We start from the raw sequence: 19,489 nt of genomic DNA, 5'->3' as shown, positions 1-19,489 counted from the left end.
AAAATCAGTTTCCGTCTTCAAGGGCGGATGAGGGAATCCGGGTATTGCCAACCGGCTTCGGTCAGTATGGCGTCGAGTCGCATGTCCCAGTGATCGGTCGGCAAGTGCTCAAAACGCTGGCATTCAAAGCCGACGCCAACAAGGCGCGGCTTGCGCCAGTGGCGACGCTGCCGGCGAAAGGCAAAGGTCGTGTCGTAATAGCCACCGCCTTGTCCCATGCGATAAAGCTGCGCATCAAACGCCAGCAGCGGCACCAGCACCAGATCCAGGTCGCGCGCAGCGCAGGTTTCGGGATGATGCGGTTCGGGAATGCCATAAGCGCCGGAGCGCCAGACCGTGTGTTGGTCAAAACGACAGAATGCCAATCGGCGTCCGCTGGCCGGCACCACCGGCAGATAAATCCGGCAGCCGGCCTGCAGTGCTTTCAGAACCAGGGGCCAGACCGGAAATTCGCTGCCGTGCGGCACATAGGCGGCAATCTTGCGGCCCGGACGCAGCATCCGTCCTGAGCGCGCATGACGAATCAGTGCCAGCGCCGCATCCAGCCGCTGTTTAGGCGAGATGGCCGCTCGCCGCGAGCGGGCCAGCTTGCGCAGTTCATGCTTGGGGGATGTGCTATGCATCGGGTGTTTTCAGCGCCAAGCGCCGGAAGGGGATGCAGGGAAGGAAGGGCTTTCCCGCGAGTGCCGTTTCGACTCGCATCTTGAACCCTCAGGTTCAAGGGGTCGCCGGCCTGTGCCATCAGGTGCATTCGACAGAGGAATGCGCACAACAGGCAGTAAATGGCTGGCAACCGGGGTATGTGAATCGGTTCTAAGAATATGAGCCGTCTCGAACACCGCAGGAAAGCGAACCGTGGATCGCTGCCGCTCAGAACAGCTGCTGCTGTTCACCCAGTACGGCATCAATCGTTGAATTCATGTCCCGGATTCTACGCTGAATCGTACCGATGTCAAAACCGTCACCGACACGTGTATGCAGGTATTCGTGGGTCAGGTTGAGCGCCGCCATGATGGCGATTTTCTCGATGCCGATGACCTTTCCAGCATTGCGAATCTCATGCATGCGCTGGTCCAGAAGATGGACAGCCTGCAGCAAGGTTTGCTCCTCATTGGCCGGGCAGGCAACACGGAATTCGCGCCCCATGATGCTGACATCCAGCTGCTTGATGGTCTGTTCACTCATCGCTGTGCTCCGGCAGTTTGGCAAGGATGGCGGCAACGCGCTGTTTGCTGCCCTCGACCTTGTCGGCAAGCCGCGCGTTCTCTTCCTGCAGGGCCAGCACCTGCTGGCGCAGCGTGCGGTTTTCGGTACGCAGACCACTGGTGAGCCGCACAAGCTGGATCACTTTTTCTTCCAGGCTGGCAAGTTCAGCTTCCATGAGACTTTCCGTTTCGGGTGGACCGTTCTGGATTGTATGCCATTTTGCCGGCAGGCAGACGGCCGCCATCCCCTGCTGTGGCAGGCAAGGTTCAGTCTTCCTCGTCCTCAGCCGGCTCGACATCCAGATCGGCCAGCTTCTGGCTCATCGTCGGCAGGCCGGTGAATTCGTCGGGACGTTCCAGAGTCAGGCGACCCAGATTGCCGCTGCGAAAATCGGTGATGATGATTTCCGCAGCCTTCTGCTCATCGATGCGCCCGCCACTCATGACCGCGCCGCGCTGACGGGCAATGGCGTTGAAGACGTCTTCAACTTCACCTTCCAGCGTTTTCAGCTTGTAGCGCTGGAGCAGCACATCGGGGTAACGCTCGCGCAGGGTTTCCAGCGCAAACCAGGCCACGTCGACCTCGTCGTAGGCATTGCGGCCGATCGAGCCACCCAGTGCCAGCCGATAGCCGGTCAGCTCGCTTTCCAGCTTGGGCCACAAGAGGCCCGGCGTGTCGTACAGGATGGTGCCATCGGCCAGTTCGACGCGCTGCTGGCTCTTGGTAACACCCGGCGTGTCGGCGACATTGGCGATGCGGCGCTTCATCAGCGCATTCATCAGTGTCGACTTGCCCACATTGGGAATGCCAAGGATCAGCGCCCGGATCGGTTTTTCGGCCCCGGTGCGGTTGGGAACAATCTGCCGGCACATTTCGGCAATCCTGCTGCCTGCCGAACCGCGACTTTCCTCGCCCAGCAGCATGGCATTGGTTTGCGGCTGCTGGCGAAACCAGTTCAGCCAGGCCTGGTTGAGCTGCGGATCGGCCATATCGGTCTTGTTGATGATGACCAGCGACGGCCGCTGCCGGAAACTGCGCAGCTTGTTGATCATCGGATTGCAGCTGGAGTGCGGCAGGCGGGCATCCACCACTTCGATGACCATGTCCACCCTGGCCAGGGTTTCCGCCACTTTCTTCCGGGCCGCGTGCATGTGCCCGGGAAACCATTGAATTGCCATCTAGCTCCCCTGCAAAACGGCGGATTATACAGCTTGTTCACAAACTGCAAATCAAATCAATCACTTGGCTTGTGGAGAAATGCCGGTGGGCATGTGGAAAACCGGCGGCACGACGGCAGAGGAAAAACGACTGCCAAACTATCCACAGGCAGAAGGCAACTTAACCCCACAGCTTGTTCGTACGCAAGTGCATGAAAAAAAAGGCGAATCAGGCTTATCCACAGGACAGCTCCGCCTCTATTATCTGTTCCTATCCTTTCTTATCCAACTGTGTAGATAAGCGGAACATTCATCGGCGCAGGCAATCTGAAGCCCGCAGCTGCAGTACACTGCCCACCTTGTTACGGAGTCGTCCCATGAAACAGCGCCTGTTTCTTGTTCTGGCACTGCTTGCCATCACAGCCAGCATGGCTGCCTTGTTGCTGCTGAACCGGCAATCACCTGCGCCCGCCTTGCAGCTGACACTGCTCGACCAGCGCCAGCTGGCCTTGCAGGACTTGCGTGGCAAGGTCGTGCTGGTCAATTTCTGGGCCACCAGCTGCAGTGGCTGCATGGCGGAAATGCCGGACCTGACGCGCATCCAGAACAAATACGCGGCACAGGGTTACCAGACCGTGGCGATTGCCATGAGCTACGATCAGCGCGAATTCATCGACACCTATCAGGCACGTGCGCAACTGCCATTTCTGATCAGCCACGATGTCAGCGGCTCCGCAGCAGAAGCATTTGGCGGCGTCAGCCTGACTCCCACCACCTTCCTCATCGACAAGGAAGGCAAGATCCTGCAGAAATACGTGGGTACACCGGACATGCAGGAACTGGAAAACCGCATCGGCAAGGCGCTACGCATCTAGTGATGCATGCTATTGGGTATAGGCTTGCAGCCAATTTGTAGAAAGGGTTGCAGGCATATACCTGCATATGTACTAAAAAAGGGCAGCGTCAATCGACACATCGCCGGCTTGCAGGATGAAAAACCGGTGCCGCCAGCGGCCCGTACACATTCCGTGGTGCGGCAGGCAATCGCTATACTGCCGGCTTTCCCGCCCTGGAATTTGCCATGATTGGTCGCCTCACCGGCCTGATTGCCGAAAAGCAGCCGCCGCATGTCCTGCTGGACGTCAATGGTGCCGGCTATGAACTCGATGTGCCGATGAGCACCTTCTATGTGCTGCCGCATGCCGGCGAGCAATGCACGCTGTACACCCATCTGGCCATTCGCGAAGACGCCCACCAGCTTTATGGTTTTGCCACACGCCAGGAGCGCGACACCTTTCGCGAGCTGATCAAGATCACTGGGGTCGGCCCGAAAATCGCTCTGGCCATCCTGTCCGGCATGAACAGCGAGGAATTTGCCCAGGCGCTGGCCAGCGAGGATGTGGTGCGGCTGGCGAAGATTCCCGGCATTGGCAAGAAAACGGCTGAACGTCTGGTGCTGGAGTTGCGCGGAAAACTGGGCAAACTCGTCAGTGCCGGGCCGCTATTCGATGCCGCCGGCAAACCAGACAGCAAGGAGCAGGAGCGGGACGATGTGCTGCAGGCCTTGCTGGCACTGGGATACAACGAAAAGGAAGCCAGCAGCGCGCTGAAAACACTGCCGGCCGACTGCGATGTCAGCAGCGGCATCCGTCTGGCCTTGAAGGCGCTGGCCAGGTAATCCACAGCAAGGGCAGGCAAAGCACCGGCTTGAGTGTGGATAACCGGCAGACAAAACACCTCCGGCATTTTTTCCGGCATTGCCTGCACAGCCTCGTCACGCGTTTTACCGGATGTTGCTCCTGAGGCAAGCCACTGTTTTTCATGGCTGATTCCGGCTTATCCACAGCTGCTGGGCACCTCTATTATCTGTTCCTATCTTTTTCTGAAGCGTTAATCTGTAAAGAAAACACGGAAGCCGTTTGCACGAGTGCTGCTGAAGCCACAGTAAGCTGACGATCTCTTCCGCAATTTGCCTGTGGCGCTCCTGTCCATGTCTCTACCCGTTCTCAGTGCTGTTTTTCTTGGCCTCTTCATGCTTCTGCTGCAGGGGTATCCCGCGCTGGCCAGCCTTGATGCGCTGATCGGCATGGCACTGTATGGCGGCAATAGCCTGCTGGTAAGCATCAGCCAGCTGCTGGCCGTGCTTGGCAGCCCGCTGGGTTCACTGCTGCTGGTCACGCTGTTTGCCAGCTGGTTTTACCGCAAAAAGGACAGTGCGGCAGCGCAAGCCTTGCTCGCTGGCATGCTGCTGTGCGGCATCAGCAACTGGGTGACCAAGCAGCTGGTAAACCGCCCTCGCCCGGAACTGGAACACTTGCTGGCAGCATCGGGATCATCGTTCCCCAGTGGCCACGGCATGAGTGCCTTCACGCTGGGTTTTTTGCTGGCGTGCCTCTTGACGCGGCATTATCCCCGGCTGCGTATTGGCTGGCTGGTGCTGGCCGCCAGCTGGATTTTGTTGTCCGGTTTGGGCCGGCTGGTGCTTGGCGTGCATTATTTCAGTGATGTGCTGGCGGCTTATGCGCTCGCAGCCGCATTGAGTTGCGCCGTTTATGACTGCTATCGACGCCGGGTGTCCGCACAGCATGCCGCGCTGCGCGGCTGATGGCGGAAAATGGTGTACGATCGTTCTTTTTCCGCCCGGTCCGGCCAATGATCGAAACCGATTCCCTTTCCGCATTGCCGCCCAGCGAACGCATGGTGACGGCCAAGACGCTGTCACAGCAGGAAGAACAACTGGAACGCGCACTGCGTCCCAAGCTGCTGGACGAGTATGTCGGGCAGCTGAAAGCGCGCGGGCAGCTGGAAATCTTCATCGAAGCGGCGAAAAAGCGCGGCGAGGCGCTCGATCACGTGCTGCTATTCGGCCCGCCGGGCCTGGGCAAGACCACGCTGGCGCACATCATCGCCCGCGAGCTGGGCGTGAACCTGCGGCAGACTTCCGGCCCGGTACTGGAACGCGCCGGCGATCTGGCCGCCATCCTCACCAATCTCGAACCGCACGACGTGCTGTTCATCGACGAAATCCACCGGCTGAGCCCCGTCGTCGAGGAAATCCTCTACCCCGCACTGGAAGACTTCCAGCTCGACATCATGATCGGCGAAGGGCCGGCGGCGCGTTCGGTCAAGCTTGATCTGCCACCGTTCACGCTGGTTGGCGCCACCACGCGCGCCGGAATGCTCACAAATCCGCTACGCGACCGCTTCGGCATTGTCGCGCGGCTGGAGTTTTACACTGCAGAAGAATTGGCACGTATCGTCGTGCGATCCTCGGATTTATTGGGTGTAAAGATGGATACCGAGGGGGCGTATGAGGTGGCGCGCCGCTCACGCGGCACGCCGCGCATCGCCAACCGCCTGCTGCGCCGCGTTCGCGACTATGCCGAGGTCAAGCATGACGGGATGGTCACCCGCGAAGTGGCGGACCTCGCGCTGCAGATGCTCGACGTCGACCATGCCGGCCTGGATGTGATGGACCGCAAGCTCCTGTCGGCCGTCATCGAGAAATTCGGCGGCGGGCCGGTCGGGCTCGACAATGTCGCGGCCGCCATCGGCGAGGCGGCGGATACCATCGAGGATGTGCTGGAACCTTACCTGATCCAGCAGGGTCTGCTGCAGCGTACGCCGCGCGGGCGCATGGCGACGCTGTCGGCCTATCAGCATTTCGGCCTGCCGGCGCCCGATGCTTCGCGCTGAGGGCAAGCGCTGACAAGCTGTGACATCCAAACAATGACAAATGCCGCATAAAGCAGCGACAATGCCGGGCACTGTTGCACCGCAGCCTGAACCGATTTTCCTGGAGAAACACGCGTCATGAACGCCCCTGTCGAAGACATGTCCATCATTTCGCTGGTTTTGCAGGCCAGTTTTGTCGTCCAGGCCGTGATGGTGATCCTGCTTGTGCTGTCTTTCCTGTCCTGGTGGCATATTTTCAGCAAGCATTTCACGATCGCCAGCGCGAAAAAGAAAAGCGAGCTGTTCGAGGAGCGCTTCTGGGGCGGCTCGGACCTGGCCGCGCTCTATGAGCAGGTGCGCCGCGAACACGGTGTGGGCATGGAGAACATCTTCGAGGCCGGTTTCGCCGAATTCCTCAAGCTGCGCCAGAAGGCCGGCATGGAATTGTCCGACGTGATGGAAGGCGCGCGCCGTGCAATGCGCGCATCGTGCCAGCGCGAGCTCGATCACCTCGACAAGCACACCTCCTTCCTGGCTTCCGTGGGTTCGGTTTCGCCCTATATCGGCCTGTTCGGCACTGTCTGGGGCATCATGTACGCCTTCAAGGGCCTCGGTAATGTCGGCGCCGCCACGCTGGCGACCGTTGCACCGCACATCGCCGAAGCGCTGGTGGCCACCGCGATCGGCCTGTTTGCCGCCATTCCGGCTGTCGTTGCGTACAACCGCTTTGCCGCCGACGTTGATCGCCTGGCCAACCGTTTCGACACCTTCATCGAAGAATTCAGCAACATCCTGCAACGGCAGAGCGTTCGCTAAGGAGCAAGCATGCGCAGCCGCCGTCCCCGTCGCGCGAAAAGCGAAATCAATGTGGTGCCCTATATCGACGTGATGCTGGTGCTGCTGGTGATCTTCATGGTCGCCGCGCCGATGATGCAGCAAAGCACGATCGAGCTGCCCAGCGTGGGCAAGGTCGCCAGCCCGGAAAGCAGGCAGCCGGCGCTCTATGTGCTGATCGACAAGAACGGCGGCCTGCAGCTGCGCGACAGGCAGGAACAGACTCCCGAAGCGCACGCCGATGCGGCTGCGCTGGTCAGCGCGGTCAAAAACCTGGCCGGCAGTGGTGAAAACGCGCGCCCGGTGGTGATTTCCGCCAACAAGGCCGTACGCTACGAACAGGTGATGCAGGTGATGGATGCTCTGAAGCAGGCCGACATCGCACGCATCGGCTTGCAGGTTCAGGCCCGATAAGCAATGCAGATGCACCGTCACGGCCTGCTTGATCGTGAAGAACGCAAGGGCCTCTCGCTGGCGCTGGCGCTGGCCATGCATGTCTTGCTAGCGCTGGGCTTGCTGCTTTCCGTGCAGTGGAAAACCCAGCAACCCAAGCCCATGCAGGTCGAGTTGTGGGGGGGTCCACCGCCGGCGCCGGTCCCGGAACGCGTGATCGAGCCGGAAATCGTCAAGCCGGTGAAAATCAAGCCTGAACCGAAGGTCGAGGAAAAACCGGCCGACATCGGCGAGAAGGTCAAGCCGACACCGAAGCCCAAACCCAGCGCGACCCCGACTCCAACACCCAGGCCCACCGCTACGCCGACTCCGGTGAAGGCGACGCCCAGGCCGACGGCTGTTCCGGTCAAACCGACTCCGGCAGCGAAGCCGTCGCCCAAACCGAAACCGAAGCAGGACGACGGCGATCTGGCCAGCATCCTCTCAACCGACAATCTGGCCAAGAGCGACAGCACCGTCAAGGCACAACCAGGGGGTAAACCTGGTGGAACCGGCACCAATCCAAAGGCGCAGGGCAATACCGGTACGGGTACTGGCAGCGGCATCGGCAAGGGCTACACGGACCAGATCGGCAACCAGATCCGTTCGCGGATTGTCTACAGCAATGACAAGGCCAATCCGGAAGTCGTTTACCGCATCCTGCTCTTCCCCAGCGGGGAGATTCGCGACATCAGCCTGCTGCGTGCCAGCGGTGATGCGCAGTGGGACAAGGCTGTCGAAGACGCCATTCGTCGCAGTGCACCCTTCCCGAAACCGCCGGGTGGTGCGTCATTCAGCGAATTCAATGGCATCGAGTGGAAATTCCGCCCGAAAAACTGAGCGGTATTGCTCCAAGGCATTGCCCAAGCAATGCCAATTCGCTGATTTTCTGGTTTTCAGGCATTTTTTCGCTGCTCGCGGCAAGAAGCGATGCAGGCTGCAGACCAACAACCTGCCAAGGAGAACGTGATCCATGCGTGGCTTGAAACAGTTATTCGCTTTTGTGCTGACCAGCCTGCTGCTCGGCGGCCTTGCGCGTGCCGACATGACGGTCGAAGTGGTTGGCGTGGGCAGTCAGCAATTGCCGATTGCCATCGTGCCCTTCCAGAACGAAGCGGGCCTGAAGCAACCGACCAGTCCGGTCATTGCCAATGACCTGAACCTCTCCGGACTTTTCAAGGTTATTGCTGCGGCTGATCTGGCGCCGCAGCCCTATGCCGCTGCCGACATCAATCATGGCCTGCTGCTGCAGCGTGGTGCGCAGACGGCGCTGGTGGGGCGCACCGAACTCAATGGCAACGAACTGGTGATTCGCGCCTCGCTGGTTGATCTGGCCGCGAAAAAGGAAATCCTGGTGATCGAGAAACGCGGCTCGGTCGGGCTTGCCCGCCGCATGGCGCATCAGATTGCCGACCAGGTTTATGAAAAGCTGACCGGCAAGAAGGGCGCCTTCGCCTCGCGCATCGCCTATGTGCTGAAAACCGCGCCGAACCGTTATGAACTGCAGATTGCCGACGCCGACGGCTATGGTTCGCAAAGCGTGCTGACATCCAAGCTGCCCATCATGTCGCCAAAATGGTCGCCCGATGGTGGCAAGCTGGCTTATGTATCCTTCGAGCTGCAGAAACCGGTGGTTTACGTGCACGAACTGGTCACCGGCAAGCGCTGGCAGGCGGCCAATTTCAAGGGCAGCAATTCGGCGCCGGCCTGGTCGCGGGATGGCCGTCAGCTGGCTGTGGTGCTCACCAAGGATGGCGGCAGCCACATTTACCTGGTCAATACCGATGGCAGCGAAGCACGCCGGCTGACCACCAGTGGCGAAATCAACACCGAACCTGCCTTTGGTCCCGATGGCCGCATCTATTTCACCTCGGATCGCGGCGGCAGCCCGCAGATTTACCGCATGAACCGCGATGGCAGCAATGTCGAGCGCGTGACCTTCAATGCGCCATACAATGCCGGCGCGAAGTTCTCGCCCGATGGCCAGAGCATGACCTACATCACCCGCGACGGCGGCTATCGCGTGGCTGTCATGAACCTCGCCACGCGCCAGAGCATGACGCTTACCGATTCCGGGCTGGATGATTCGCCGAGTTTTGCTCCGAACAGCCAGATGATTCTCTACGAAACCGGCGCGCGCGGTTCGCTGGCGGTGGTATCCGCCGATGGCCGCATCAAGCAGCGCCTGAAGTCGCAAAATGGTGATGTGCGCCAGCCGGCCTGGGGCCCGATGCTGCCCTGAGTCATGCGGGCAAGTGTTAGCCGATCAGCCTCAGCCGATCAGCCCTTCGCCGATCGACACCGATCGGCAAGTTTTTCAGCCAGATCCGCAGCAGGAAGAGAGGGCGCAAAGCAGGACAAGCGGCATGTCGCCAGGCTATCCCGCCGCATCCTGCACTGCTGCTCCGTGCTTCAGCAGGTGTGCAGCTGTGCGCCGAGAGGGATTTCCTTCAGGGGCTGGCAAGTGTCATGATCCGCAATTTCGGGAACTTGTCCCCATTTCGCGGCTCTTTTTTCTGTTTTTGCAGCAAATGACAAACCACGAGGAGTGTGCAACATGAAAAAAATTGGACTGAGTCTGATTCTGGCCGCGCTGCTGAGCGCTTGCGCAAGTACTCCGGCACCGGTGGCCAACGGCAACGCTGGCAAGGATGCCAGCACCAGCCAGGGCAGCGGTACGGAAGTGAAGCCGGTTGATGTTTCCGGCACTTCCGGCAAGAGCTACAGCCCGCTGACCGACCCGAGCAACATTCTTTCGACCCGCCGTGTCTACTTCGATTACGACTCCTTTGTCGTCAGCCAGAACTACAACGAGCTGATCGAAGCGCATTCCAAGTACCTGCTTGCCAACAAGGATGCCAAGGTCATCCTGCAGGGCAATACCGATAACCGCGGTACCGCCGAATACAATCTGGCGCTCGGCCAGAAGCGTGCCGACGCCGTGCGCAAGCTGATGAACGCGCTGGGCGTGCCGGACAGCCAGATCGAGTCCGTCAGCTTTGGCGAGGAAAAACCGATTGAAATCGGCGATACCGAAGAAGCCTGGGCCCGCAACCGCCGTGCGGAAATCGTCTATCAGGGCGAAATGCCGAAATAACAGTGACTTCCGGACGCCGATTTAGCCACTGACAGCAGGCACCGGGCAAAGCCCGGTGCGCATTGCTGGGCGCAAAAGCAAAACCGTGCTTGCCCAGCGCCTGGCGTTTCCGTATTGTCTTGCCGTCTGACAGGCCCGGGAAGGCCTGTTTTCTTGCCGAGTTCGAGGATGTGCTCATGCGTAAGTTGCTTGTTTCCGTATGCCTGATGGGCGCTGCCGGCATCGTGCATGCCGGTTTGTTCGATGATGAAGTGGCCCGCCAGCAGGTCAATGACCTGACCAAGAAGGTCGAGCAACTGCAAAAGGACAACCAGCAGCGTCTGCAGATGCTGGAGGCCGGCAACAAGCGCGTGCTTGATCTGGTGCGCCAGATCGACCAGCAGCGTGAAGAGATCGCCCAGCTGCGCGGGCAGATCGAAGTGCTGCAGTTCAACCAGGACGAAGCCGGCAAGCGGCAGAAAGACCTCTATGTCGACCTCGACAACCGCGTGCGCACGCTGGAAACGGCGCCGCCGCCGAGCGCGCCGGTGCTGAGCGAGCAGCAGGTGTTCGACAGTGCCGTGGCGCTGGTCAAGGGCGGCAAGCACAAGGAAGCCATCGCCAGCTTTGACAAGTTCCGCACGGATTTTCCCGACAGCAAGCTCGCCAGCAGCGCCCAGTACTGGCAGGGTGTGAGCTATGCCGGCAGCAAGAATTACAAGGCGGCCAACGCAGCCTTTGGCGCGGTGGCCAATAATCCCGAAGCCGCCAATGCGCCGGATGCCCTGCTGGGCCTGGCTTCGGTTGCGGCGGCGACCGGCGACAAGAAATCCTCGCGCAAATATCTGGTCGAGATCCTTGAGCGATTCCCGCAGACCCCGGCTGCCGAAACCGCCAAAAAGGCGCTGACGGCGGTGAACTGAGCGGCAAGCCTCGACGCAAGCCACTGAAAAGACTAGAATTTGTCGCGGCGCCGGACTGCTGTTCCGGCGCCGTTTTATTTTCCTGATCAGTAAGATTCGTCAGCAAATTCCAGATCCACCACAGAGACACAGAGTCACAGAGCAATTCACAGACAGATTTTCAGCCCTCATTCCGGGCTTGTTTCTGTAGCGGTGTTTTTCCCCTGTGCTGAATGGGTGTCAGTTTTTGCCGGATAATCTTGAGAATCAGGTTTGTTTTTGGCTTGTCTCAGAAACGTGTTGCACGTGTTGGTTGTGCCACATGGCCGTGTAAGAGCCACTTTGTCATACCGGCGCAAGCCGCTATCCAGACTGCAGCATCAATTCAAGTCACTGGATTCCGGCCTTCACCGGAATGACGAATGGAAGGCCGCAGCACGGCTTTGCGGCATAGCCTTGTTTTTCATCCCCCGGACTGTTTTCCGGCAAGGAGACCATCATGCGTGAAACCTTGCGCATTACCGAAATTTTCCACTCGCTGCAGGGCGAGACCAGCCGCATGGGCCTGCCCACCGTCTTTGTGCGCCTCACCGGTTGTCCGATGCGCTGTACGTATTGCGACAGCGCCTACGCATTCACTGGTGGTGAAACCCTGCATCTTGACGACATCATGGCGAAAATCGCCGCATTTGACTGCAAGACGGTGTGTATTACCGGCGGTGAGCCGCTGGTGCAGAAGGGCGTGCACCTCTTGTTCAAGCGCTTGTGCGACGCCGGCTACTCGGTCAGCGTCGAAACCGGCGGCGGCGAGCCGATTGCCTGTGTCGATGCGCGCGTGTCGCGCATTCTCGACGTGAAAACGCCGGGATCGCAGGAAATGCAGAACATGCACTGGGCCAACCTCGACGAGGTCAACGAGCATGACGAGATCAAGTTCGTGCTGGTTGATCGCGCTGATTACGAATGGGCGCGCGCGCTGGTTCTGGAGAAGAAACTCTACGAACGTGCACCGGTGCTGTTTTCGCCGGTCTGGGAAACGCTGCCGCCGCAGGAGCTGGCCGCCTGGGTGCTGGCTGACCGCCTGCCGGTGCGCATGCAGGTGCAGCTGCACAAAATCCTCTGGGGAGAAAGACAGGGGGTATAAGCCTGTAGCCATTTTTAATGATGGGCTGTGGCTGTATACCCTATGTTAATTCCTGATTATGTTTTTCTTTCAGGAAGCTTGAGCAACACAACCGTTGATTAGTAGGTTCTGCTCTGAAAACCGCTGAGAAGCGCAGGTTTCCCCGCAGGGGGAGGATCAGACGCGGGACGTGTCTGGGGGCGAAGCCCAAGTTGTCCCGCGTCCCCGGAAAAACGAGTCCCCCAAGGGGATTTCCTGCGGGGCACATCGCAAGGCACCCCGCGGAGCGGGGCGGCTGTCACCGCAGAGCTTGGCGGCTTTGCCGCCTAGCGCCGCGCGATGCCGGCTTGCTGGCACCGGGCGCGCCTTGGGGGTGTCGGAGGGCTTGGCAAGCGCGGGGTCCCCGCAAAGTCGCAGACTTTGTGGGGTGCAATAGAGCCCCCTGACGTGCCGCCGGGCACATCCGGCATCAAAACATCGCGCCGCAGGCGCTGAAAACCTTGCTTCCTGAAGAAAAGACATAATCAGGTGTTAGCAGGCTGTTGAAAAACAGCCTGTGGCCCGTTTTTTACGGCCTCGCCGTAAAAAATGTATGAAAAACAAAAAATAAGTTCTTGATTTTACAGGTGGTGATTTGCGCCGGGCTTTGCCCGGTGCTTGATGTCGGCCAAAGAACCGACTTTTTCAACACACTGTCAGGTTCACGGTTCTGCGGTCGCTCAAAATCAATCAGACATCAACAGAGCCTGGGGCGGGCAGTGTAACCAGATAGGCGCGCTGCCCGGCGATGGCGTACCAGCGTGCCTGGCTGGCGTGTTCGGGTATGCGCGGCGGTGGCTGGCGAAACCCCGCATCCAGCCAGGGCAGCAGGCCGGCCAGCCACGAAGGGGCCGGTCCCCGGTGCGCCAGCCGGTCGCCCCAGGCCAGCATGCCGCCGGGGCGCAGGCGGCGCTGCAGGCTGCGGATCAGCCAGGCCGGATCCTGGCGCTGGCGCCAGCCCCCGAAGCAGACGATCAGGTCAAAGCTGCGGTCTTCATCCGGCGCCAGATTGGCGCTGCCCTGGTAAATGCGGCCATGCTGGCCGCATTTCTGCGCCAGCAAATGCCCCAGTTCTGCCTGCAATTCGCCCAGCAGCAGGATGCGTGCGCCGGGCCGGCATTGCAGCAGTGATACCATTTCCGCACAGCTGGCAGCCAGCTCCCACCGGTGCAGCCAGCCGGCCAGCCAGCGCAGCATGCCGGATTGGCGGCGTGGCGCCGGCGTCAGCCGGCCGATGATTTCGTCGCGCTGCATGGCCGGATTCACCACTGGTATTGCAGACCGCTGCTGGCGCTGACCGAACCCTTTTTCTCGACCAGCGGGCTGTCGGCGGCGTCACCCAGCAATTGCGTGTAGTTGACGGCAGTGATCCAGTTCAGCTGCTTGCCCACCGGCATGGCCAGCGCCAGACCCACGCTGCCTTCGTGCAGGCCGGCGCCCGGACGATACTGGCGGTGGCCGCTGTTTTGCGACTGCAGCGCATCCACACCGTACCAGCGCTGCAGGTACTTGCTGTCGCCGCCTACCAGATTGCCGTTGACCGACAGTTGCAGCATTTCGCTCTGGTACACCGGCAGGCTGGCCGACAGAATCAGCGTGTTGCCGCGGTTTTTTTCCGCGAGACCCGTGGTCCAGGCCAGCTCCATGCCCACCGGTCCGAACTCGTGGGCCACCGACAGGCCGAATTGCGCGCCGCTGCTGATCTTGCCCATGCCTTGCAGGCGATTCTTGTCGCCATCCTTGCCGTCTTTTTCCTCGCGGCTGCCGCTGGCCGAGATATTGGCAAACAGCTCCCAGTCGTCCAGCTGGCGCAGGTAGCCGATGCCGCGGCCGCTGCCCAGCGTGAAGCCGCTTTTGTGCACCACGGTCACATCGACCAGCGGGCCGAATTCCAGCTTGCCGCCACCGGAATAATTCGGGCCGACCACGGCCCCGACGGCGGTGGATACCTGCCAGTTCTTGCCATCGGTGGTCTCGTCCCACAGCTGGCCGAGCGCATCAAGACGAATGGTGTCCTTCCACCACTCGGTACTGGTCAATGTTTCGGCGGCCAGGCCGTGGCCGCTGAGGGCGAGCAGGAGAAGGGGGCTAAGCAGGGTAGTGCGCATGATGCTCCTTGGAGGGCGACGGAATCCCGTGGCGGGACGACGCTGCCGACTTTAGGAGTCAGACCAATGTCATGAATCGCAAAACTGTGTGCAGTTGTGAAAATCTGTAAAACCGGCTGTTGCACAAACACGACGCCGGTACGGCTGTTCAGGCCGGCAGGCGGATCGTGAAACGCACGCCCTGCCTGGCAAGCTGGGCATCCTCGGCCTGAACCGTGCCGCCATGGCGCTCGACAATACGCTTGACGATGGCCAGGCCAAGGCCGATGCCGCCGGTATCGCGGCTGCGGCTGTCATCAAGCCGCACGAAGGGCTCGAAGATGCGCTCGCGCTCGGCGGGCGGCACGCCAGGGCCATCGTCTTCGACATAGAGCAGCGTTTCCGCAGCGCCGCGTTCGCAACCCAGCGTGATGCGGCTGTGGGCATGGCGCTGGGCATTGCGCAGCAGATTGGCCAGCGCGTGCTCCAGCAGCGTCGGGTCGGCGGCGAGCGTTGCGGGCGCTGCGGACAGCGCAAGCGCCACCGGATGCGGCTGCGCCGAGCCCTGGGCCAGCTCGGCAAGCCAGATGGCTGCCGGAATCGGCTCGCGTTGCGGCGGACCGCTGCGTGCGTCCAGCCGGCCATAGCCAAGCAGCTCGCGGATCAGTGTTTCCATTTCCTCCAGATCGTCCAGCGCGCTCTGGCGCAGGCTGGCCTGGCGCTCGGGGTCGGCATCGGCCTGCAGCGTGACGGCGAAGCGCGTGCGCGCCAGCGGCGTGCGCAATTCATGCGCCACGGCATTGAGCAGCTCGTTCTGGCCACGCATCAGTGCTTCAATGCGTTCGGCCATCTCGTTGAGCCGGCTGGAAAGGGCATACAGGCTGGACTTGGGCTTGAGTTCCACCCGCGTGTCGAGCCGGCCCGCGCCCAGCTCGCCGGCGGCGTGCCGCAATTTCTGCAGGTCGCGCCAGAAGGGCCGCACCACCGCCAGCAGATAGCACGGCGCCAGCGTGGCAAGCACGCAAAACACAAAGAGGATGTTGATCAGCGTCATGTCCGGCGGGTCCGGCGGCTCGAGGCTCAGCACCAGCTCGCGCTGGCCGATGCGGCGGTAAAAATGCTCGCTGTCGGGATTGAACCAGACCTGGCCCGCACGCAGCACCGGCCGGGCCTCGGCGGGCAATTCTTCCAGCTGGTAAAGCCGGATTGGAAATGCCCCGAACTCGTTCTGCAACAGCAGCATGTTCTTGCGCACTTCCGCATCGCTGTTTGCCATGCCGGCTGGCTCCAGCAGCCGCGTCAGCGTCTGCATCGGGCCGCTGTAAAGCGTATTCGCATGATTCTGGAAATAGGGATTGAGCACCACGGAGGATACTTCTCCCCAGGCGTAAACCAGTGCGATCAGAAAGGCGAGCAGCAGGAAAAACTGCCGGAAAAACAGGCGCCACATCAGTTGGGCTCCACAGCCGTGGTCAGCAGATAACCCTTGCTCCACACCGTCTTGATGCGGTGTGCCGGGCAGGCGGCGTCGCCCAGCTTGCGACGCAGCCGGGAAATGGTGACATCGGCCGAGCGGTCGAAACCGTCGAAATCGATGCCGCGCAGATGCAGCAGGATGTCGTCGCGGCTGACCACCTCGCCGGCACGCTCGCACAGCAGCCATAGCAGCTCGAATTCGCTGGAGGTCAGGTTCAGCGCTGTTGCGCCGATACTGGCGCTGCGTGTCGAGCGCTGGATGTTCAGCTGCGCCAGCGCGATCACGTCGCGCTGTTCGCGGTTTTCCTTGTGGTTGCGGCGCAGCAGCGCCTTGATGCGCGCCAGCAGCAGGCGTGGCTCGACCGGTTTCACCACATAATCATCGGCGCCGTTTTCCAGGCCGACGATCTGGTCGATGCTGTCGCCGCGCGCCGTCAGCATCAGGATGGGCACATCGCTGTCGCGGCGGATCTGCTTGCACACGTCAAAGCCGTCGCGTCCGGGCAGCATCAGGTCAAGGATGACCAGATCGACCGGGTTTTTCTCCAGCCAGCCCTGCACCACATCGCCGCGCGCCAGCGTGCTGACGGCAAAGGCATGCTGCAGCAGGAATTCGGCCGTCAGCGCGGCCAGCTTGCGGTCGTCTTCAACAATCAGAATGCGGTTCATCGCGCCGTTTCTCCTTGCCCAATGGCAGGCAGAGTGGGCTTTGCCGTGCAGCGCGTCAAGCCGCGCCGCGGGCCGGTCCGGCTGGCTTTTTACACTTTTTCACAGCTGCTTACCGCCCTGCAAAGCCTCGGGATGCACGCCTGCCTAGAATGCCGCCGTGTTCAGGTCCGGAAGGCTTGCCATGACTACAACATTCTCGCTGCTTCCCCATCATCCCGGCCGTCTGGCCCGTGTGCTGGCCCATATCGACGCCAATCTGGATGCGCCGCTCGAGCTGGCCGAACTGGCCGAGCTGGCGCATTTTTCGCAATTCCATTTCCAGCGCCTGTTTACCGCTGCACTGGGCACCAGCCCCTATCTGTATGTGCAGCGCCGCCGGCTCGAACGCGCGGCCAGCCAGCTGCGCGGCGAACCCCGGCGCAAGGTCGTCGATATTGCCCTGGCCAATGGTTATCAGTCGCAAAGCGGTTTTTGCAAGGCCTTTCGCCGCCAGTTTGGCGTGAGCACGCGGCAGTGGCGCGCGCAGGCCCGGCAAGCGGCATGAAGCTTGCCAATCAGCAGGGTGTTGAAAACACCCTGCTTCTCGTTTTTTCCGGCAAAGCCGGGAAAAATGCATGAAAAGCAAATCCTGATTAGGTAGCTACCTCAGCAAAGTACAATTCGTCATTCCCGCGAAAGCGGGAATCCAGCTGCAATGCTTGTGCAAGCGGCGCTCTGCATACTGGCTTTGACCATAGGGAATCCCCCTGGGACGCCGGTATGACGAGTTGCTGAGCTGGCTACCCAATCAGAAAGCAAATTGTAAACCATTGATTTTTCAAGAGGCCGTTTGCACCTGGCTTTGCCCTGTGCTTGATGCTGCCGGAAAACCGACTTTTTCAACATTAGGCCTGTTGCAATAAGCGGGCTAGAATTCGCTTTTGTCCACGCCGCCGCAATCGCTGCGCAGAAGGCGTGCAGAAGGAATTTCCATGACCCGACCCGCAGTTGTCCTGCTTTCCGGCGGCCTTGATTCCGCCACCTGCCTGGCGATGGCCAGGCGCGACGGTTTTGCGCCCTATGCGATGTCTTTCGACTATGGCCAGCGCCACAACGCCGAGCTGGCCGCCGCACGGCGCGTCGCCGCCGCGCTGGGCGCCGTCGAGCACCGCGTGGTGAAGATCGACCTCGCCGCCTTTGGTGGCTCGGCGCTGACCGATGCGAACATTGATGTGCCGGAAGGCGGTGTGCAGGAAAACGAGATTCCGGTCACCTATGTGCCGGCACGCAACACCATTCTGCTGTCCTATGCGCTGGCCTGGACCGAGGTGCTGGGCGGCAGCGACATCTATATCGGCGTGAACGCGGTGGATTATTCCGGCTACCCGGATTGCCGTCCCGAATACATTTCGGCCTTCCAGGCCATGGCGCGGCTGGCAACCAAGGTGGGCGTGGAAGGCGCGTCGATCGCCATTCACACGCCGCTGATCCGGCTCACCAAGGCTGAAATCATCCAGGCCGGCCTCGCCCTTGGGGTGGATTACGGTCTTACCGTCACCTGCTACCAGGCCAGCGAAGAGGGCCTCGCCTGCGGCAAATGCGACGCCTGCCGCCTGCGTGCAGCCGGTTTTGCCCAGGCTGGCGTGCCGGACCCGACGCGCTATCGCTGAGCTGTTGCTCCTTTCACCTGCGGTGCAGGCGACCATGCTGGTCTACAGTGCCTGAATGAATGACATCACGGGCCAGGGAGAGTGACATGGACAGGCGGAATTTCCTCAAGGGGCTGGGAGCGGGCATTACGGCCAGAGCGGCGACAAGTCTGGCGATCACGGCCGGCAGTCTGCCGGTGCTTGCCAGCGCCGGCGAGCGCAAGGATGCGGGCAATCGCGCCGGAATCCGCACCGGCGTGCTGGTGCGCCCTGCCGCGCGTGGCGGCAAGTATCTGGGCCATGACGCGGCCAACGCCGCCAATCACAGCGCCCTGATTGCCTTGCAGGATCCGCGCAGCGGCCGCATCGTGGCCCATGCGCTGGCCAGCGCGCCCACGGCCGAGAGCGCCGGGCCTGGCGACCTGATGGCACCGGTCAGCCGCAGCATGCCCTTTGCCAGTGACGGCCAGACCGTCGATGTGCTGCTGCACGCCCGGATCAGTGAACCCACCGATTTTCGCCTGCTGGTTTTCGGGCCATTGAAGCACCCCGGTCAGGCCAGGCTGGTACAGACCGACATTACCCTGCTGCCGGGGGTGGACATCGGCCTGTCGCCGCAGCATCCGCAAGGCCTGGTCATCGAAATTGCCGGTTTGTGCATCAGCGATGTGGTGGCGGACTGGCAATCGGCCCAGCTCAGTTGCACTGCGATGGTGACGATGATGTGCGGCTGCCCGATTCGCAATGAGGCCAACTGGTTCTGGCCGGACAGCGATTTCACCATCCAGCTGGTCACCCGGATGCAAAGCGGCGCCACGCACATCTATCCGCTGGCCTTTGATCCCGCACCCGGCCTGGTGAGCACCTTTAGCGGAAGCTGGCCCACGCAGGCTGCGCGCGGCGACCGTGTTGTCCAGGCCTGGGTTTACGCCAGCGAAGCCAAGCTCGGCAATCAGGGCAAATACCGCGTGCATCCGCGCGCGGAAACCCTGCCGCCGCTGCCGCCCGAAGTGCGCGCCTTGCTTGGCAAGGTGTTGGCCTGACCTGATTAGGACTTTTCTGCAAAACCCAAATCAAGCACAGAGACACAAAAGAAGACAGAGAAAAGCGGGAGCAAGTCAGAGGCATTTCTCTGGGTTTAGCGTCCTCTGTGCGCTCTGTGTCTCTGTGGTTCAATAGGTTTTG

General features: G+C 61.0%; 22 protein-coding genes and 1 other RNA gene. 14 read left to right on the top strand and 9 right to left on the bottom strand.

Annotated features, from left to right (window positions below):
• Positions 1–17: 17 nt before the first annotated feature.
• The 5 genes from C515_RS0100765 to ylqF all read right to left on the bottom strand — a co-directional run bounded on the left by C515_RS0100765 (position 18) and on the right by ylqF (position 2,384).
• Positions 18–623 carry a 5-formyltetrahydrofolate cyclo-ligase gene (locus C515_RS0100765; protein ID WP_028453960.1) on the bottom strand — a complete coding sequence of 202 codons (606 nt, stop codon included), beginning with the start codon at positions 621–623 and terminating at the stop codon, positions 18–20.
• A 47-nt stretch (positions 624–670) separates the two neighbouring features.
• Positions 671–850, bottom strand: a non-coding RNA gene (gene ssrS / locus C515_RS22865) — 6S RNA.
• Positions 851–870: 20 nt separating this feature from the next.
• Positions 871–1,185 (bottom strand): cell division protein ZapA, encoded by a 315-nt coding sequence (locus tag C515_RS0100760; RefSeq protein ID WP_028453959.1) that lies wholly within the window; start codon positions 1,183–1,185, stop codon positions 871–873.
• Entirely contained in the window at positions 1,178–1,381 is a 204-nt protein-coding gene (locus C515_RS0100755) for a hypothetical protein (RefSeq protein WP_028453958.1), read from the bottom strand. The genes C515_RS0100760 and C515_RS0100755 overlap by 8 nt, the downstream gene beginning before the upstream one ends.
• A gap of 91 nt (positions 1,382–1,472) precedes the next feature.
• The gene (gene ylqF / locus C515_RS18895; protein WP_051304482.1) at positions 1,473–2,384 is read right to left on the bottom strand and encodes a ribosome biogenesis GTPase YlqF; all 912 of its coding nucleotides are present in this window, start codon (positions 2,382–2,384) and stop codon (positions 1,473–1,475) included.
• 356 nt (positions 2,385–2,740) lie between these two features.
• On the opposite strand from ylqF, the gene C515_RS0100745 reads away from it, so the two are divergent.
• From C515_RS0100745 to queE, 11 genes are all read left to right on the top strand, one after another.
• Entirely contained in the window at positions 2,741–3,238 is a 498-nt protein-coding gene (locus C515_RS0100745; protein ID WP_144290284.1) for a peroxiredoxin family protein, read from the top strand.
• Between the two features lie 206 nt (positions 3,239–3,444).
• Positions 3,445–4,041 carry a Holliday junction branch migration protein RuvA gene (gene ruvA / locus C515_RS0100740; RefSeq protein WP_028453956.1) on the top strand — a complete coding sequence of 199 codons (597 nt, stop codon included), beginning with the start codon at positions 3,445–3,447 and terminating at the stop codon, positions 4,039–4,041.
• 312 nt (positions 4,042–4,353) lie between these two features.
• A complete protein-coding gene (locus C515_RS18890) occupies positions 4,354–4,968 on the top strand; it encodes a phosphatase PAP2 family protein (protein WP_144290283.1) in 615 nt (204 codons plus the stop codon).
• Between the two features lie 47 nt (positions 4,969–5,015).
• Complete coding sequence (gene ruvB, locus C515_RS0100730) at positions 5,016–6,059, top strand: Holliday junction branch migration DNA helicase RuvB (RefSeq protein ID WP_028453955.1); 1,044 nt, start codon at positions 5,016–5,018, stop codon at positions 6,057–6,059.
• A 117-nt stretch (positions 6,060–6,176) separates the two neighbouring features.
• Entirely contained in the window at positions 6,177–6,854 is a 678-nt protein-coding gene (tolQ, locus tag C515_RS0100725) for a protein TolQ (RefSeq protein ID WP_028453954.1), read from the top strand.
• 9 nt (positions 6,855–6,863) lie between these two features.
• Entirely contained in the window at positions 6,864–7,286 is a 423-nt protein-coding gene (tolR, locus tag C515_RS0100720) for a protein TolR (RefSeq protein WP_028453953.1), read from the top strand.
• Between the two features lie 3 nt (positions 7,287–7,289).
• The gene (locus C515_RS23940) at positions 7,290–8,144 is read left to right on the top strand and encodes an energy transducer TonB (RefSeq protein WP_158380755.1); all 855 of its coding nucleotides are present in this window, start codon (positions 7,290–7,292) and stop codon (positions 8,142–8,144) included.
• Positions 8,145–8,277: 133 nt separating this feature from the next.
• The gene (gene tolB, locus C515_RS0100710; protein ID WP_028453951.1) at positions 8,278–9,546 is read left to right on the top strand and encodes a Tol-Pal system beta propeller repeat protein TolB; all 1,269 of its coding nucleotides are present in this window, start codon (positions 8,278–8,280) and stop codon (positions 9,544–9,546) included.
• A gap of 315 nt (positions 9,547–9,861) precedes the next feature.
• Complete coding sequence (pal, locus tag C515_RS0100705; RefSeq protein WP_028453950.1) at positions 9,862–10,401, top strand: peptidoglycan-associated lipoprotein Pal; 540 nt, start codon at positions 9,862–9,864, stop codon at positions 10,399–10,401.
• A 176-nt stretch (positions 10,402–10,577) separates the two neighbouring features.
• Positions 10,578–11,303: a tol-pal system protein YbgF gene (gene ybgF / locus C515_RS18885; RefSeq protein WP_081686670.1), complete on the top strand. Its 726-nt coding sequence runs from the start codon at positions 10,578–10,580 to the stop codon at positions 11,301–11,303.
• Positions 11,304–11,781: 478 nt separating this feature from the next.
• Positions 11,782–12,426 (top strand): 7-carboxy-7-deazaguanine synthase QueE, encoded by a 645-nt coding sequence (gene queE / locus C515_RS0100695; protein WP_043647593.1) that lies wholly within the window; start codon positions 11,782–11,784, stop codon positions 12,424–12,426.
• 708 nt (positions 12,427–13,134) lie between these two features.
• Here the strand turns inward: queE and C515_RS0100690 are convergent.
• The 4 genes from C515_RS0100690 to C515_RS0100675 all read right to left on the bottom strand — a co-directional run bounded on the left by C515_RS0100690 (position 13,135) and on the right by C515_RS0100675 (position 16,676).
• Positions 13,135–13,698, bottom strand: coding sequence for a class I SAM-dependent methyltransferase (locus tag C515_RS0100690; RefSeq protein WP_144290280.1), 564 nt, complete (start codon positions 13,696–13,698; stop codon positions 13,135–13,137).
• Between the two features lie 8 nt (positions 13,699–13,706).
• Complete coding sequence (locus C515_RS0100685) at positions 13,707–14,552, bottom strand: MipA/OmpV family protein (RefSeq protein ID WP_028453947.1); 846 nt, start codon at positions 14,550–14,552, stop codon at positions 13,707–13,709.
• A 148-nt stretch (positions 14,553–14,700) separates the two neighbouring features.
• Positions 14,701–15,981: an ATP-binding protein gene (locus tag C515_RS18880; protein ID WP_051304479.1), complete on the bottom strand. Its 1,281-nt coding sequence runs from the start codon at positions 15,979–15,981 to the stop codon at positions 14,701–14,703.
• Entirely contained in the window at positions 15,981–16,676 is a 696-nt protein-coding gene (locus C515_RS0100675) for a response regulator transcription factor (protein WP_028453946.1), read from the bottom strand. The genes C515_RS18880 and C515_RS0100675 overlap by 1 nt, the downstream gene beginning before the upstream one ends.
• 181 nt (positions 16,677–16,857) lie before the next feature.
• On the opposite strand from C515_RS0100675, the gene C515_RS0100670 reads away from it, so the two are divergent.
• From C515_RS0100670 to C515_RS0100660, 3 genes are all read left to right on the top strand, one after another.
• A complete protein-coding gene (locus C515_RS0100670; RefSeq protein WP_028453945.1) occupies positions 16,858–17,220 on the top strand; it encodes a helix-turn-helix domain-containing protein in 363 nt (120 codons plus the stop codon).
• A gap of 427 nt (positions 17,221–17,647) precedes the next feature.
• The gene (queC, locus tag C515_RS0100665; protein ID WP_028453944.1) at positions 17,648–18,325 is read left to right on the top strand and encodes a 7-cyano-7-deazaguanine synthase QueC; all 678 of its coding nucleotides are present in this window, start codon (positions 17,648–17,650) and stop codon (positions 18,323–18,325) included.
• Positions 18,326–18,411: 86 nt separating this feature from the next.
• Entirely contained in the window at positions 18,412–19,347 is a 936-nt protein-coding gene (locus C515_RS0100660; protein WP_028453943.1) for a hypothetical protein, read from the top strand.
• Positions 19,348–19,489: the final 142 nt, after the last annotated feature.

This window comes from Chitinilyticum litopenaei DSM 21440, from assembly GCF_000428145.1.
GTDB lineage: Bacteria > Pseudomonadota > Gammaproteobacteria > Burkholderiales > Chitinibacteraceae > Chitinilyticum > Chitinilyticum litopenaei.
This window is presented reverse-complemented; position numbering and strand designations above follow the sequence as displayed.